The sequence below is a fragment of the Mucilaginibacter limnophilus genome (genome assembly GCF_004005815.1).
GTDB classification, from domain to species: Bacteria; Bacteroidota; Bacteroidia; order Sphingobacteriales; family Sphingobacteriaceae; genus Mucilaginibacter; species Mucilaginibacter limnophilus.
In genome coordinates this window covers 25,295-42,041 of sequence record NZ_SACK01000002.1, presented here as the reverse complement: position 1 = coordinate 42,041, position 16,747 = coordinate 25,295, and the positions used below count along the sequence as shown (strand labels likewise).

General features: G+C 42.1%; 17 protein-coding genes. 10 read left to right on the top strand and 7 right to left on the bottom strand.

All coding sequences use genetic code 11. From position 1 onward, the window contains the following. Positions 1–11: 11 nt before the first annotated feature. A complete protein-coding gene (gldB, locus tag EOD41_RS04505) occupies positions 12–1,049 on the top strand; it encodes a gliding motility lipoprotein GldB (RefSeq protein WP_127703608.1) in 1,038 nt (345 codons plus the stop codon). Positions 1,050–1,186: 137 nt separating this feature from the next. After that, on the top strand, positions 1,187–1,993 hold the full coding sequence (locus EOD41_RS04500; protein ID WP_127703607.1) for an alpha/beta fold hydrolase: 807 nt from the start codon (positions 1,187–1,189) through the stop codon (positions 1,991–1,993). Between the two features lie 37 nt (positions 1,994–2,030). Here EOD41_RS04500 and EOD41_RS04495 read toward each other — a convergent pair whose 3' ends face one another. Both EOD41_RS04495 and EOD41_RS04490 read right to left on the bottom strand, forming a co-directional pair. Then, on the bottom strand, positions 2,031–3,209 hold the full coding sequence (locus EOD41_RS04495; RefSeq protein ID WP_205780498.1) for a PQQ-dependent sugar dehydrogenase: 1,179 nt from the start codon (positions 3,207–3,209) through the stop codon (positions 2,031–2,033). 89 nt (positions 3,210–3,298) lie between these two features. Beyond that, positions 3,299–3,751: a phosphatidylglycerophosphatase A family protein gene (locus EOD41_RS04490; RefSeq protein ID WP_127703606.1), complete on the bottom strand. Its 453-nt coding sequence runs from the start codon at positions 3,749–3,751 to the stop codon at positions 3,299–3,301. A gap of 261 nt (positions 3,752–4,012) precedes the next feature. Here EOD41_RS04490 and EOD41_RS04485 point away from each other — a divergent pair, with 261 nt between their 5' ends. Both EOD41_RS04485 and EOD41_RS04480 read left to right on the top strand, forming a co-directional pair. Further along, positions 4,013–4,339, top strand: a complete 327-nt coding sequence (locus EOD41_RS04485; protein ID WP_127703605.1) for a hypothetical protein — start codon at positions 4,013–4,015, stop codon at positions 4,337–4,339. Between the two features lie 78 nt (positions 4,340–4,417). Beyond that, entirely contained in the window at positions 4,418–4,846 is a 429-nt protein-coding gene (locus EOD41_RS04480) for a tail fiber domain-containing protein (protein WP_127703604.1), read from the top strand. Between the two features lie 64 nt (positions 4,847–4,910). Here the strand turns inward: EOD41_RS04480 and EOD41_RS04475 are convergent, their stop codons facing one another. The 5 genes from EOD41_RS04475 to EOD41_RS04455 all read right to left on the bottom strand — a co-directional run bounded on the left by EOD41_RS04475 (position 4,911) and on the right by EOD41_RS04455 (position 11,917). Further along, positions 4,911–6,230 carry a UDP-N-acetylmuramoyl-tripeptide--D-alanyl-D-alanine ligase gene (locus EOD41_RS04475; protein WP_127703603.1) on the bottom strand — a complete coding sequence of 440 codons (1,320 nt, stop codon included), beginning with the start codon at positions 6,228–6,230 and terminating at the stop codon, positions 4,911–4,913. Between the two features lie 12 nt (positions 6,231–6,242). Continuing rightward, positions 6,243–9,053 (bottom strand): DNA polymerase I, encoded by a 2,811-nt coding sequence (gene polA / locus EOD41_RS04470; protein WP_127703602.1) that lies wholly within the window; start codon positions 9,051–9,053, stop codon positions 6,243–6,245. A gap of 155 nt (positions 9,054–9,208) precedes the next feature. Next, positions 9,209–9,763: a DNA-3-methyladenine glycosylase I gene (locus EOD41_RS04465; RefSeq protein WP_127703601.1), complete on the bottom strand. Its 555-nt coding sequence runs from the start codon at positions 9,761–9,763 to the stop codon at positions 9,209–9,211. A gap of 59 nt (positions 9,764–9,822) precedes the next feature. After that, on the bottom strand, positions 9,823–10,926 hold the full coding sequence (locus EOD41_RS04460) for a glycosyltransferase family 2 protein (RefSeq protein ID WP_240663183.1): 1,104 nt from the start codon (positions 10,924–10,926) through the stop codon (positions 9,823–9,825). 10 nt (positions 10,927–10,936) lie between these two features. Next, entirely contained in the window at positions 10,937–11,917 is a 981-nt protein-coding gene (locus EOD41_RS04455; protein ID WP_127703600.1) for a lysylphosphatidylglycerol synthase domain-containing protein, read from the bottom strand. Positions 11,918–12,058: 141 nt separating this feature from the next. On the opposite strand from EOD41_RS04455, the gene EOD41_RS04450 reads away from it, so the two are divergent. From EOD41_RS04450 to EOD41_RS04425, 6 genes are all read left to right on the top strand, one after another. Continuing rightward, entirely contained in the window at positions 12,059–13,039 is a 981-nt protein-coding gene (locus EOD41_RS04450; RefSeq protein ID WP_127703599.1) for a ligand-gated ion channel, read from the top strand. Between the two features lie 97 nt (positions 13,040–13,136). Continuing rightward, a complete protein-coding gene (locus tag EOD41_RS04445) occupies positions 13,137–14,162 on the top strand; it encodes an NHL repeat-containing protein (protein WP_127703598.1) in 1,026 nt (341 codons plus the stop codon). A gap of 1 nt (position 14,163) precedes the next feature. Then, positions 14,164–15,198, top strand: coding sequence for an NHL repeat-containing protein (locus tag EOD41_RS04440; protein ID WP_127703597.1), 1,035 nt, complete (start codon positions 14,164–14,166; stop codon positions 15,196–15,198). Positions 15,199–15,491: 293 nt separating this feature from the next. After that, positions 15,492–15,746, top strand: a complete 255-nt coding sequence (locus tag EOD41_RS04435) for a hypothetical protein (protein ID WP_127703596.1) — start codon at positions 15,492–15,494, stop codon at positions 15,744–15,746. Positions 15,747–15,785: 39 nt separating this feature from the next. Beyond that, positions 15,786–16,031: a hypothetical protein gene (locus tag EOD41_RS04430; RefSeq protein WP_127703595.1), complete on the top strand. Its 246-nt coding sequence runs from the start codon at positions 15,786–15,788 to the stop codon at positions 16,029–16,031. A gap of 111 nt (positions 16,032–16,142) precedes the next feature. Further along, positions 16,143–16,532, top strand: a complete 390-nt coding sequence (locus tag EOD41_RS04425) for a hypothetical protein (RefSeq protein WP_127703594.1) — start codon at positions 16,143–16,145, stop codon at positions 16,530–16,532. Positions 16,533–16,747: the final 215 nt, after the last annotated feature.

The following is a 16,747-nucleotide window of genomic DNA, read 5'->3' as shown; positions in this document are numbered from 1 at the left end:
AAATTTACAGCATGGCTGCCTGTAACAAAGCAAAGCAATTTTATTTAATTTTTATTACCGGGATACTGCTAACCGCCTGCGGCAATAACAAAAAGCCCGACTTAAGCAATATCAACCTCACTGTAAATATTCAACGCTTCGACTGCGATTTTGATTTGCTGCGTACAAAAAAACCCATGCAGCAGCAAGCTGCTAACATGCAAAACAAATACGGCAGCTTTTATACCGACTATATTGAGCGCATTTTAACCGCAGGCAACACAGCCGATACCGCTTATTTTAATACGCTTAGGCAGGTATTTGCCGGTAAGGCTTATGCCGACCTGAAACATGAGGTGGATTCGGTTTATCCTGATGTTGACAAGCAGAACGAAGAGTTAACCCAGGCGTTTAAATACATCAAATATTATTTCCCGCAAAAGCAGCTGCCCAAGGTTTACGCCTACTTTTCGGGCTTCCAGGCGCAGACATCTATTGGCGACGGGTATGTAGCCGTTGGACTTGATATGTTTTTGGGTGCCGATTCAAAATTTTATCCAGCCTTGGTGCAGAATTTTCCGCATTACATTTCACGTCGTTTTACGCCTGATAATATAGCGCCGCGAGTGGTTGAGGCCATTGCCCGGGAGGACATGTTCCCTGAGGATGATAACGACAAAACCTTGCTGGCAAAAATGGTGTACAACGGTAAGATCATGTACTTTATGGATAAGGTATTGCCTGATATGCCCGATTCAACGAAGATAGGCTACACCACTGCTCAACTGAAGTGGTGTGAAGATTTCAGATCAGACATATGGGCTTTCTTTTTAGAAGAAGAACTGCTGTACAACAGCGATTACATGAAGATACAAACCTACCTTAACGAAGCGCCTTTTACTCCGGGGCTTGGCGAGCATAACGAGTCGGCGCCGAAGCTTGCTGTTTGGACAGGCTGGCAGATAGTACGTGCATACATGGGAAAACACCCTGATATTACCCTGCCGCAGCTAATGGCCGAAAAGGATGCGCAAAAAGTGTTGAATGAGTCGAAGTACCGACCGAAGTAACTTCGACATTCAGGTAATTAAGTAATTTGCTGCCCGATTTTCAAGTGGTGACGATGTTGACGTCAACACCTGATGTTTACGAAAATCCAAACACAAATCCCGCCTTAGTAGTTGTTTGTTATATATCTCAAAATCCTATGAGCAAACCAATTAATCCGGGTACTACCATCAATTATAACGTTTACGGCAATGGCGAAGTAACGCTGTTTTTCATCCATGGCTCGTACATCGATCAAACTTACTGGGATGCGCAGGTAAAATATTTTGAGCCGCGTTACCGGGTAGTCACAATGGATCTGGCAGGTCATGGTAAATCGGGCCACGAGCGGGAGGACTGGACAGTACGCGGTCTTGCCGACGATGTGACGGCGCTGGTAAAATTCCTTAACTATAGCAATGTGATATTGATTGGCCACTCACTGGGTGGCGACCTGGCGCTAATGGCCGCAACAAGCTACCCCGACCCGTTTATCGGCATCATCGGTGTGGATACATTTAAAAACGCTGGCACGCCTATAGCCGAAGAGCATCAGGGCAAAGTGAGTGAGATACTGGAAAATCTGAAAACAAATTTCGCCGACACCAACGAACAGTATGCCCGTATGGTATTGGTATCAGAAGCTACACCTGCTGAAATCACCGACAGGGTAATACATGATTATAGAGGCGCCTATCAGCCTTTAGGCCAAGCCACCACGCCCGAGATATTTGAGATGTACAAGCAGGAGGCTGAGTTACTACCCAAATTAGAGCTAAAGCTGCATCTTATAAATGTTAACAACATCCCTACCAACATCGGCGCACTTGAGCAGCACACCACAAACGGTTTTAAACTGGTTGAGATAGAAGGCACCTCACACTACCCAATGCTTGAAAACCCTGAGGCACTCAACACCGCGCTCGATAAAGTGATTAGCGAAATAGCGCAGCAGGTAATTGAATAGTAAAACAAAAAGCCCCGCAATCGCAGGGCTTTTTGTTTTATTTTGAAGGTATCAGCTTTAGCAAGGCGCCGGGGCCTTCGCTTATGGCATACAGGTAACCATCAGGGCTTTGAGCTATGTACCTAAAGCGGCCTTTGTTCTGCAGCAGCCTTTCTTCTGATTTATAGTTTGTGCCGTCAAGCGTAATGCGGTTAATATGCATCAGCGCCAACGCGCCTACCAGCAGGTTGCCCTTCCAGCCGGGATATTTATCGCTGGTAACTATTGATAAACCGCAGGTGGCAATTGAAGGTACCCAATGGTGCTTAGGATTTTCAATGCCCGGCAATTCCTTATTTGGCGTAAGCACGGTTCCATCGTAGTTAATACCGTATGATGTTTTCGGCCAGCCGTAGTTTTTACCCTTTTCAATCAGGTTAAGCTCGTCGCCGCCTTTCGGGCCGTGTTCAACTTCCCAGATGCGGTTATTCTCGGCATCATAAACCAAGCCTTGCGGGTTGCGGTGACCTAAAGTCCAGATCGATTTGTGTGCACCTGCCGTATTTTCAAACGGGTTACCTGAAGGTATGCTTCCATCGTCATTCAGGCGGTGTATTTTGCCATGGTCGTTATCAAGTTGCTGAACTTTTGGTTGGGTGCCGCGTTCGCCTACGCTTACAAACAGGTATTTATCTTTATCAAAAACTACGCGGCTGCCAAAATGAAAATCGGCAGTAAGGTATGGCTTCGCGGTAAAAATATCAGTCAGGTTAGTGATAGTGGTTCCGTTCAATTTGAAACGGGCTACGGCTGTAGTTGCGCCGCCTTCAACCGGTTTTGAGTAGGTAATGTATATCCAGCCATTAGTGGCATAATCAGGGTGTAACTTGATATCCATTAAGCCTCCCTGGCCATGGTTAAATACCTTTGGCACACCTGTAAGTTTTTGGCCGGTAAACTTATCATCCTTAAACACCAGTATCTCACCAGCACGCTCAGTAACCAGCAGGCGACCGTCCGGCAGCCACACCATTCCCCATGGGTTGCTCAGGTCACTATATATAGTTTGTGCAGTAATTTCAGTTGTGCCGGTAGCTGTGGTATCGGCAGACGGGCCTACAGGATCTTTTATATTATGGCTATCGTTTGAACTGCACGACAAAAGTATAATTGCCGATAACAGTACCGCAGGTGCAAAAAACAGTTTCATTGTTTGGTAGATAAGTTTGTTCTTCATGTTATAAAGCTACGGTATAGTTGTTTGGTTTTAAATTATTTGCAGTTAGATAAATGTAAACAAGCGATTTGTAATTGAATTTTTACCGCTTAGCCGATTATGCCAGTAAATATTATTAGTTGCAAAACAACGTTTGCGTATATGCCCGCTACCACATCATCCATCATTACGCCCCAGCCGCCCGGCAGTGCTTCGGTGCGTTTAATATAAAGCGGTTTCCAAATATCAAACAAACGGAATAGCACGAATCCAGCAACTAAAAAATGCCAGTTAGCCGGTGCTAAAATCATGGTTACCCACATGCCGGCCACTTCATCAATAACAACACGGTAACTGTCTTTACCCCAAAAAGGCTCAACTTTGTTGCCTACGTAAACACCTATTAGTGTAATGGCAATGCCAAGCAATGTAAATGGTAAGGGGTGCTGCCAAATAGGGTATTTCCACAAAAAGTATATTATGATTGATGTAACAGCGGCAGCTATAGTGCCACCGCCCTTGATATATCCTATGCCAAAAATTGAGGCAATCAATTTATTCATGCGGCAAAGCTAATATTAGTTTACAAACACATTCTAAGAATGTGCATATGCAGCTCTTCCATGTCACTAAATTTTGGTTCAGGTTTCCATGGTAATATACTTTTGAATTTGTTCTCCTATTATCATGTAATATCGATAGTGTTTAATACTTTTAAGTATTTTTTTATAACACAGGTAATATAAATCAAACATTTTCATCATGTATTCCTTTTAAGAATAAAGGAAAATTGTTATGTTTGCATAGTAAAATCATTGGCAACGATGCTTAAAAACGCTTTTCTAAAATACATACTTGTTTGCTTTTTTATACTTGCAATATTGGAGAAGACAGGCGTTTCTGTGCTTTCGCTAATGGCCAATGGTAAACATCTTACTGAAGCACTGATGGATGACCAGCAGGATGATGATGCAAGGACTGCCAATGAAAGTAAAGAGTCGGTTAAGGAATACTGGCTTTTTGAAAATAGCCTGGATATGCCCGAGCCTTACCTGTACTGCCAGCCGCTTACTTATGCTGATAATGTAGCAAATAATCCATTGGCTTATTTCCCTTCGGTGCCTACTCCGCCGCCAAACCCTGCTGTATAATTTTAGCATTTTTAGTATTGCGGACACCAATGCATAAGCAATGGTACGCGTTATGGTTAAATTTTAAATTTATACATCATGAACTTTCTTAAAACCACTATTGCTTTAGCAATTGCCATTTTATATTTTAATATACAAGGCGCAAACGCGCAACAGCTAAACGAAAAAGAACTTAAAGTAAATACCACGCCTGTAACAAGAGCACTTAGCGCAATCACACAGCTCGATCCGGTAGTTTTTGAGTTTAATACTAACAAGTTTAAACAGCTTAATCTGCCTCAAGGCAAACAATACGGCTTTATAGCCGAAGATGTAAAGCAGTTTTTGCCGGGTGTTATATCAACCGAGACAAAATGGCTGCCTGCAGGTAAGAACAATTACCGCACAGTGAACACCAGCAACGTTGATTACGAAAAATTGATTCCGCTGCTTGTAGGCGCTATTAAAGAGCAGCAGGCAGAAATTGAAGAACTGAAAGCTAATTTACACCAATTGAAAAGCAAATAGTTTAGAATAAAAACCTGAACTACTGAGGGGGACGCGCATGGCTAAAAGCCTGCGCGTTTTTTGTTTAAAACAACTCTACCAACTTTTCTAATGCCATACCGCGCGAACCTTTTATTAGTACAGTAGCATTCTTAACAGGATTTGCCTGTAATGCTGAAATAGCATCTTCGGTGGTCTTATAAAAAGCTCCCGCTTTAAGGGGCTGCGGGGCTTGCTGATAAAATTCTTTACCAACGAATATCGTTTCGGCATTAATGCTTAAAGCTTTTTCAATAATAGCTTTATGTTCGGTTGCCGCTTCATCACCCATTTCAAACATATCACCAAGTATCAGTACTTTTTTATCAGCAGTAATCTTGTCTATGTTATCAATAGCAACAGCCATACTGCTTGGATTAGCATTGTAGTAATCACATATAAGCGTATTAGTGGCCGTTTGTACAATTTGTGACCGGTTATTTTTAGGCTGATAACCTTCTATGCCTTTGCAAATTTCAGCCGGGGTAAGCCCAAGATGTGTGCCTATGGCAATTGCGGCTAAAATATTATCAAGGTTATAAACGCCCGTCAGTTGAGATTTTACCGTATGTTTTATGGTTGAGCCACGCTGCCACCACTCAAGTATTAAATGCGGCGAATTTTCAATCAGGCGGCCAGAGATCAAATTATCCTTGTTTTGCGTACCGTAATAAATAGCATGTTTAAATGAACGGCTTGCTGCCATTTGCATTAGCGTAGCATCATCACTGTTTACAAAAACAACGCTGCCTTCGTGATGGCGGGCTGCAAGATAGTCGTACAGTTCGCCTTTGCCTTTTTTAACGCCTTCAACGCCGCCGAAACCTTCAAGATGCGCTTTCCCTACATTAGTAATCAGTCCAAGCGAAGGATTTGCAATGCTGCTGAGGAACTCTATTTCCTTTTGATGATTGGCGCCCATTTCTATCACAGCCGCCTGGTGCGTGCTATCAATAGTAAGTATAGTTAACGGAACGCCAATATGGTTATTAAGGTTCCCTTGCGTAGCCTGGGTTTTAAAATGCTGTGATAGTACGGCATTTATTAACTCTTTTGTGGTGGTTTTGCCGTTTGTGCCGGTTAAGCCAACAACTGGTATTTGCAGTTGCTTGCGATGATAACGTGCAAGGTCTTGCAGAGCCGTAAGCACATCATCAACAAGAATATACTCCTCACCGACCTTATATTGGGCATTATCAATAACTGCGTAAGCAGCACCTGCTGCTATGGCTTGTGCAGCAAACGTATTGGCATCAAACTTATCTCCCTTAAGGGCAAAAAACAAACTGCCGGGTGTAATGCGCCGGGTATCGGTGCTGATAACCGGGTGTTTAAGATACATGTCGTAGAGTTTGTCGGTTGTCATGATAAAAAATTATTAATGCGCTTCCAGCCAGTTTGTTCCTGTACCTATTTCAACAATTATAGGCACCTCGGTTTTTATGGCATTTTTCATATGTTCCATAATGATCGGCTTCACTGCTTCTACCTCGCCGGTGGGCACATCGAACACCAGCTCGTCATGCACCTGCATGGTCATTTGCCCGGCAAGTTTTTGTGCTTTTAATTCACGGTGAATATTGATCATGGCGATCTTGATCATATCCGCTGCCGAGCCCTGTATTGGGGCATTGATGGCGTTTCGCTCGGCAAAGCCGCGTACCGTTGCGTTGGCTGAATTAATGTCTCTTAGGTAGCGCCTGCGGCCCATCAGTGTATTAACATAACCGTTTTCTCGTGCAAAGTTCATGGTATCGGCCATGTATTTTTTTATACCCGGAAATTGAATAAAATATTGCTCAATTATTTCGGCAGCTTCTTTACGCGGTATGCCCAGGTTTTGGGATAAACCAAAGGCCGACTGGCCATAAATAATTCCGAAGTTCACCGCCTTAGCGTTGCGGCGTTGTGTACTGTCAACCTGGTCGACAGATACGCCATACACGTTTGCTGCGGTTGCAGTGTGGATGTCAATGTTGTTCAGGAAAGCCTGCATCATGTTTTCATCCTTACTGATCTCGGCAATAATACGCAGTTCTATCTGCGAGTAATCGGCAGAGATAAGCGTGTGCTCATAATCACGCGGAATAAACGCCCGGCGAACTTCGCGGCCTTTATCGGTACGGATAGGGATGTTTTGCAGGTTAGGATTTTGCGAACTTAACCTACCAGTTGCAGCCACCGCCTGGTTGTACGAGGTATGCACACGACCTGTTTTGGGGTTGATCATTTGCGGCAGCGCGTCAACATAGGTTGATTTTAGTTTAAGCAACTGACGGAAATCAAGTATATCGCGTACAATATCGCTTTTTACCGAAAGTGACAGCAGTACATCCTCACCGGTTTGGTACTGGCCTGTCTTTGTTTTTTTTGCTTTAGGGTCGAGCTGAAGTTTTTCGAAGAGTACTTCGCCCAATTGTTTTGGCGATGAAATGTTAAAACGAACGCCCGCCTTTTCATACACCACAGCCTCAAGCTTGGCAAGATCGCCAGTTAATTCTTTTGAAAATTCCTTTAGTGCGTTCTCGTCGATCTTAACACCAACGCATTCCATATCAGCCAGTACATATATCAACGGATGCTCTATCTCGTTTATCAGCTTTTCGGCTTCGGCCTGTTTTAGTTTTGGCTCGAAAACCTGCTTAAGCTGCAGGGTAATGTCGGCGTCCTCGGCAGCGTAGTCTTTAATTTTCTCTATCTCGACATCACGCATGTTACCCTGGTTTTTACCTTTCGGACCGATAAGGGAGGTAATAGAAACAGGGGTATATCCAAGATAGTTTTCAGCAAGGATATCCATGTTATGCCGCGTATCCGGGTCGAGCACGTAGTGCGCCAGCATGGTATCAAACAGGCAGCCTTTTACTTCCACATCATACCACTTTAGTATCATGATATCGAACTTTACATTCTGCCCACTTTTGCTGATGCTTTCATCTTCGAGCACCGGCTTAAATTCTGAAACTACGATTTTTGCTTCCTGCTCGTTATGCGGAACCGGTACATACCAGGCTTCCCCGGGTTTAATGGCGAACGACAAGCCTACCAGCTCACAATGATTGGCATCGGTACCAGTGGTTTCGGTATCAAAGCAAATGTCTTTTTGCTGTTTTAGTAACGCTATAAGTTCGGCTCGTTTTTCAAATGTATCGGCCAGGTAATACTCGTGTGGCGTATTATTGATGTTTTTGGCTTCAACAGGTGTTTCAGGTTCTTTTATATCCTGAATATCAACTGTCAGGCTGGTATAGCCCGCGTTAACCGGGTTGCCAAACAGATCGGTTTGTACCGATGCCGCGCGCATTTCAGTAATGCTGTACTCGTCGCCAAATACGCGTTTGCCCAGCGTACGGAACTCCAGTTCGGCAAAAAGCGGCTCGAGCAAATCCTTACTTGGCGCGCAAATTTCCAGGCCGGCCTCATCCAGTTCAACAGGCGCGTCAAGGTTTATAGTAGCCAGCTTTTTAGAAAGTAATCCCTGCTGGGCATATGTTTCAACATTCTCTTTTAACTTACCTTTCAGCTCGTGACTGTTCGCTATAATGTTCTCAACAGAACCGTATTGCTTAATAAGCGTCTTAGCGGTTTTTTCACCTACGCCCGGAATGCCTGGGATGTTGTCGACAGAATCGCCCCAAAGGCCTAAAATATCTATCACCTGCTCCACACGTTCCACTTCCCATTTGGCCAGTACTTCCTTCACGCCTAAAATCTCCATATCGTTACCCATACGCGCGGGTTTGTATATAAAGATGTTATCGCTCACTAATTGGGCAAAATCTTTATCAGGTGTCATACAATACACCTTGTATCCCTGCAATTCGGCTTTTTTAGCCAGTGTACCGATAATATCGTCGGCCTCGTAGCCGTCGGCGGTAATAACAGGAATATTGAAACCCAACACCACTTTTATAACATAAGGCAGCGCTTTTGACAGATCTTCGGGCATAGCCTCGCGGTGCGCTTTGTACGCTTCAAACTCGGTATGGCGTTCAGTAGGGGCATCAGTATCAAACACTACGGCCATGTGGGTAGGCTTTTCTTTGCGCAGTACATCAAGCAGGGTATTTGTAAAGCCCATTACCGCCGAGGTATTCAGTCCGCCAGATGTAAACCGCGGGTTTTTGCTGAGCGCAAAATGCGCCCGGTATATCAAAGCCATGCCATCCAGCAGGAAGAGTTTTTTCATAGTATGTTGTGATTACACCGATTGTTTTTTGATTACACCGATGGCTTGTAATAGTTACTTTTCAAAAGTACAATTTATGATAGGTTATCGTAAATCGACATCTAAACTTTTATTAATTTCAAAATCGTTGCAATCATTCATATAGGTGTAATCCTCTATCGAAAACTACAATCGGCTCTATGGTCATTCACCATGCCGGTGGCCTGCATGTGGGCGTAACAAATGGTAGTACCGAAAAATTTAAAACCGCGTTTTTTCATATCCTTGCTTATCGCATCAGATATCGGAGTGCTAGCCGGTACGGGAGCGCCTTTGTTGTCAATAGGTTTACCATCGGGCATAAAGCTGTACAGGTATTTATCAAACGAACCAAATTCTTTTTGTACTTCAATAAACAGCTTCGCATTGTTTATTGCCGCCAGTATTTTTAAGCGGTTGCGGATAATGCCTGCGTCTTGCATTAGTCGTTCAACATCTTCATCAGTAAAGGCAGCAACTTTTTCCACATCAAAATCAGCAAATGCTTTGCGATAGCCTTCCCGGCGGCGAAGTATAGTTATCCAGCTCAGGCCTGCCTGTGCCGATTCCAGTATCAAAAATTCGAACAGTGTTTTATCGTCATGTACTTCTTTGCCCCATTCTTCATCGTGGTATTTAATATACAACTCGTCGGTGCCGGGCCAGCTGCAGCGGATAATGGGTTTGCTCATGATGTAAGATTTTAGTTGGCCTAAATATAGAACAAATTGCTAATAAAGTTAGCGTATTTTTATCTCACCAGTCTTCCTTTCCAAACGTATTTTCTGCTGTTTCCGATGATGCCAATATATACCAGGTAAAAAATGTGCATCAGTGATAACGGAGCAGCCAGCCAAACTAAGGCAGGCCGTTTAAAAAAGCGCATAATTGGTAAAATAAATATGGTTTCGGATATCACCTTAAACACGAATAGCCCAAGCAACACTTTCCAAAAGTAAGCATCGTAAAAGCCAAGCAGTGTGTTAACCATCAGCATAACGTTAAATAGCCAAATGTAAACCGCCAAAGCGACTATCTTTTTGTTTTTGTACTTGGTTGATTTTGACGACCACCTTTGCCGCTGCCTTAAAAAGCTTTTTAAAGTATGCTTGGCATGTGTATATACTACAGCATCGGTATGTTTCAAAAAACCAATACGGCCGGGATATACCTCGGCTACTTTTTGCAGCAGCAGTTCATCATCGCCCGAGGCCAGGTCGTCAATCCCTTTAAAACCGCCCACCTCATAAAAAACATCTTTGCGGTAAGCCAGGTTAGCGCCATTACAGGTTGAAGCTCTTTTGTTGCCAATAAATGAGGCGCCAATGCCAATTAAAAATGAAAACTCAAGCGTTTGCATATACTCAAACCATGTTTTCTCTTCGAAATAAGTTACCGGAGAGGACAGCATTACCGGGTTATGCGTTTCGTAATAATTTACGATAGTTGACAGCCAGCTTATGCCCATACGGCAATCAGCATCGGTAGCTATCATCAGTTCGCCTGTTGATAGGGCAATGGCCTCGGCAATAGCTTTTTTCTTGTACGAATTAAGCGCCTCACCGGCTTGCATTTGGTGCAGCTTAATACCCTGAGGCGCATAGCTGCGGATGATGTCGGCGGTACGGTCGGTTGAGTGGTCGTCAACTATAATTACTTCGGTAAGATGTTTTGGGTAATCCTGCGCTAATATATCTTCAATAGTAAGATGTATGCCTTCTTCTTCATTACGGGCGGCAATAAGCACGGTTATTTTGGTAACCGGTGTTTTAGGCAAAAGCTGCGGGCGCTTTAAAGAGGCCCAGCCTTTTATAAGGTAAGCATATATAATAAGCATGCCGCCCGCAAGCAGCATTGAAATAAAACTAAGCGTCGCGATCAAAAAACTTCAGTTTAAAAACAAACAAACAGCCTATTACGGCCGGAATTATTAAATTAATCAGCCAAATTAATGACACACACACCACTACGGCTATCTGGTGTGTGGTAACATAAGCAAACAGGTTTGCCGCTGTAAAGCTGCGCACACCAATATCAAAAATATCAAGCGATGGCAGCGCTGATTGTATCAGCAAAAAGGTAAACACCGTCATCACGATAGTAAGCAAACTCAACTGCGGCACCAGTAGATGTATCAGCAGGTAATACTGCAGCGTAAACACAGCGAACCGCCCGGTTGAATACCATAAAATATTCAGCAACTCGGTAGTATGGTACCTTGCCATTATGCCAAAAAAGCGCTGGTACTTCCGGATGAACTTTACGCGGTTAAGCACCCGTACCATTAAATCAATATTAAAATAAAACAGGTTGAGCAGAAATAAAAATGCCGCTACAAAAACTACTATACACCAAAAGTATAAGTCGCCTATTTTATCCCGCACATAAGTATGGATAAACCATAATACGCCTATCAGTCCTAATATGTTGGTCACCAGGTTTTGCCCAAGCCCGCCTACTATCATGGCAAATAACCCGTGAATGCGCTTACGGTTTGGCAAAAACATAATCCGGCCACCATATTCGCCCACACGGTTTGGAGTGATAATGGCCCAGGTAAGTCCGCAAAAAACCGATTCAATTGCTTTCCACCTGGAAATGTCAATAAGCTTTCGGGTAACATATTGCCACTTTAAAGCTTCCAGAAACCAGTTTAGCAACATTAGTACAGCAACTGCGCTAATAGTAAAAGTTACTTGCGTACGGTCAAGATTAGCTATAAAGTGTTTGAAATGATCAAGGTCGGAATTTTTATTGGCCAGCTTATGGTAGATAAACCAGGCAGCCAACGCCAGTATAGCTGCCTTTAAGCTCCATGACAATATCTTTTTCGCGGTAACGGTCAACAGGTAAAATTTGTCAATATTACAAAAAAAGAAACGGCGGGTTTGTGTAAATGTTAAATGTGCGTTAAAAAGGCTGATACTTCAGTATTGAACAAATAGATTATAAAACAACTTTCCATAAAACTATGTTTGTTATTTTCGATGAATACAAACGCTTATAAATCAGTATTAAAGATTAAAGTACTATTGTGCTTTGCTATTGTGTTTATCACTTCATTCGCAAATGCGCAAACAGCGCCTGATACTGTTAGGACGGGCATTTATATTACCAGCATACACGATATCGATTTTAAAGACAGGGAGTACACGGTTAACCTATGGCTTTGGATGAAGTATAAAAACAAAGACTTTGATTTTGAGCGTAATCTTGAAGTGCCGCTTGCCAAAACAGTTGAAAAATCATTTTCTACTATTGATACTACCGGCGGACGTGTTTACCTGATGATGAAGCTGCAATGCGTAATGAAAGACAGCTGGACTATCAATAATTTCCCTTTTGATAAACAAACGCTGCGCTTTTCAATAGAAAATTCGCAGTTTGATTCAAAAGCGCTGGTTTTTGAACCTGATACTTTAGGTAAACATTTCGATCCGAGATTCGCCTTGCGCGGATGGAACGTTGATAGTTTGAACATCAGCACCGCTGTAAAAGCCTATGAAACCACCTTTGGTGACGAGACGCTTGACAAGCCGCACACCGAATACAGCAGCCTGCGTGCCAAGCTGGTGATACACCGCGATGCCATGGGCTTGTTCTGGAAGATGTTTCTGGGCATGTACGTAGCCTTTCTCATCGCCTACATGTGCTTTTATATTCACGCCGATAGCATCGATTCGCGTTTCGGGTTAAGCGTTGGCTCGCTGTTCGCGGTGATAGGTAATAAATATATTATTGACGCTTCATTACCTGATTCAACTACCTTCACGTTGGTTGATACGCTTCACTGTATTACGCTGCTGTTTATACTTATTGTGATTATTTGCACATCATATACCCTGCGGCTTATTAAAAACAATCAGATTGAAAAATCACGCAGGTTTGATCTGATTTCGGCAAGGGTACTGCTAATCGTATATATTGTTCTCAACGCTTACTTTATCTTTACAGCAAGCAGAGGCTGATGCCCGTGTAGTGTTATACACTTAAATACACATCCTTTCCTTCATAGTAATTGCCAGTGTCTCAATGGATAACTTTATCTTGAAAACACTTACAACTATGAAAAACAAATTTACCTATGCGGCTTTGCTATTAATTGCTGCCGCGCTAACCAATTGTAAAAAATCGGACAAGATTGACCAGGAACTTGCCGGCAGTGAAAACAAATTAACGGCAGCGGTGGCGCCTAACACGGTTGAAACCATAGCCGGGACAAATTACCAATCAGGCCCAAAGCTTGTAGATGGCCCCGCTGCAACCGCACGGTTTTACTATCCTTTCGGCCTTGCAATGAAAGATGACGGTAGCTTTTTTATTGCCGATATTTATAACCAGGCTATCAGAAAGGTATCGCCTCAGGGCATAGTGTCTACAGTGCAGTTGCAGGCAAACAGCAACGGCGAGCGTATAGCCCAGCCCACATGGTTGGGCTTTGATGATGACAACAACCTGCATGTGATATGCCGTAATGTTGATTCCGCAAACGGTTATAGCCAATCGTGGATTTTTGCGCCGGGCGGTAAAGTAGTAGCCTCATGGTGGTACTGGTATGGAGAGTTTTCGTGCCTGGCAAAAGATCCGTACGAAAACGCCCTTTGGTTTAGTGATGGCATTGATATTGGTAAACACAAACTTGGTGAAGGTGGCAGGATTGGCACTGACTATCTTGAATACGACACAGACAAGCTGCCGGAAACCAATGACCGCGGGCGTACCTTCAGCGCTATTTTTGTAGGCTATAACAAAGTAAAGTATATTGCTTTAGATAACCTTATATATAAACTTACACCAAGCGGCGTTTTTGAACGGATATTCACAAATCTCACATTTAACAGTATAACAAGTATTGTTGCCAATAAAGACAGCCGTACAATATATATAGCTGACTCAGGCGCAATCAGAAAAATTGAGAATAATAAAGTAACAACGCTGGTTGGCCCAAATAAAACTAATCCGCATGGCCAGGATGGCGTGGGCGCTAATGCCGATGTATGGGCAGGGGAGCTTGTGCTTGGCAAAGGCGAAAACGTAATCTATTTTACTGATATAATCACCAAGACATTGAGAAAACTAACGCTTAAATAAGATGGAAAAGCATTTTAAATTATTTGCAACAACTGTATTTATTTTATGCGTTTGTTTAGCAAGTTGCAAAAAATCAAATCAGGTAGAAGATGGAGATACACGCTCAGGGTTGGCAGCGACCGCCTCGGCAACTTTAAACGCGGTAACTACTATCGCCGGCTCTGCCTATACATCAGGGCCAACACTTGCCGATGGTACCGGGGCTGAGGCGCGTTTTAACATACCAAACGGTATTCAATTAGCAGATGATGGTAATATGTATATTGCCGATTCAAACCCCGGTGTTATCAGGAAACTAAGCCCTCAAGGCGTGGTTTCAACTATAACATTATCTAATGCGGCATCGGGCGAACAAATGCTGGGTTCCAAATACGTGGGCGTAGCAAAAGACGGAACCATTAACGTTATCACCGGCAGTAACCTGAACAGCGATTTTCCGGAAGCCTGGATTTTCAGGCCCGACAAAACCGTGTTTGTATTTTCAGGCTATTATGCAGCATACTGTAATCTGGCAAAAGACCCTTATCAGGACATTTTTTGGTTTACCAACGGTTTCGGTATGGCCAAATATAAAGTTAGCGCGGATGGATATGTCATTGGAACCGATAGGGAAGTATTTGATGCTGATTCCATTTTTTCGCAATACAACCCGCATTCTTCGTTTAGTGCGCTTTATATTGGATATAACAAGGTGAAGTATACATCTGAAGGCTATTATATTTATAAATATACTCCCGGGGGTATATTACAACGGATTTTTAAAGAACTGGGTGTTGAAGGTTTTACCAATATCACCAGCCTTGTTGCCAACAAGGACGGCCGAACTATCTACATAGCCGACGCGGGATTTATCAGGCGCATTGACAATGGAAGGTTAACAACAATCGCAGGTCCGAACCCGTCAGGAGACAACAGGGATGGAATAGGTAAAAATGCTGATGTTCATGCTTCTTGCCTCGCTCTTTCAAAAGATGAGGGCACCCTTTATTTTTCTGATAGTAAGGCAAAGGCTATAAGGAAGATCACATTGAGGTAGCATTTTCGGACTGCTATTTAAAAGAAAAGCCGTTCTCAAGCGAGAACGGCTTTTCTTGTGGACTGTTAACTATCTAATATGAACACTTTTTATACTTGAATAACCACTGTTACTAATCCACTAATTCTGCGGTAAACTTTACGGCGGCAAGAACTAACTAACCGAATTTGAAGGACGCTTTTGGAAGAGTTTTAAAAAGAAAAAATTAAACTAAATATTATTTTAATGAGTTAAAACTTTTAAAGATAGAAGGTTACAAAAATGTACGTTTGTTAGAAAGAATAGCTAATATCATGAAAAGGATTTTAAGTAAAAATCAATATGAATATATGAGTAACGGGATCAAAATGTCGATGCCTTACTTAATTAACAAAATTGATTCACAGGTAGTTAATGATAAAGTCATCATTAATGTCTCTGAAGATGTAGCCTGCGGTATAAGGGACTGGGCTATGGATAGACAAGTTAGAGTCGGATTTGACGAAAACTATTCCTTAACAGATGAGGGGCAAATATTGAATGATTTAATTGATGTTTTTTATGAATAATTAAGTAATAGATTTATTTAATAATCAAGAGTATTAATTATGTCTGAATTATATGATATTAAGTTTAAAAACATTAATGAAATACTCATGGCATGGAATCCATTGAGTGTGGAAGGGCCAGCATTGCAAGATGAATATATAAGTATGATACCATCAATATTAAAAGCGGGAGATGATTATTCAAAACTTGAAAATTATTTTGAAAAAGAATTAACAGGCAGGTATGGCGTTGAATACAATGCAGTAGACCTTCAGGATGTTATTAAAAGAATACTTAGAATTTAATTTTACTGTGGTTGATATTTGATCTGCACCGCAGGATATACATGACAACTTGTTTTAGTTACGTGCACAGGTAACCATATGCCGATAGACCATGACTTATAAATAATTATTATGACAAAGGTCAATTACAATGAAATCTCATGTTTTAAGCATATTTATCTTGAAGATAGTTATGTGCTAAACATAATAGCTGAACCGCGTAAGCTCCGCTTTATAATGGAATTTGTTTTGGAAAGGGCACATCGATTATATCTTCCTCCTAAACAAGGCGAAAGCTATTTTTATAAAAAGGGTGAAATCATTTTTATAAATACAAAAGTTATTCAATGGGAAAATAGCGAACATGAATTTTTTTCAACAGATATAAACAATGAGATTGATTTAGGGAATATAGATGCTTTCTATAAAGAAGGTGATGTTTATTATTTGAATGGTGATTGGGGTAACATAAGTGCCACCTGCCAAGATATTAAGGTAACATATACAGAAGAAAGTTATTAAAATGCGATTGTTTGATATTAGTTAGACCAATTATTAAATTCTAGACTTTTGAGAATAATTTCCTAAGTAATTACACGTCATTTGATATTTAGCCGCAAGCTGCGGTACAGCGATTAAATTTTGCAATAACACTCACTAAGATACTTCAGAGAAACTTGTATAATAATATGGCTTAGTGTTTAATTATGGGAGGTTCAGGCATTACCTATTAATTT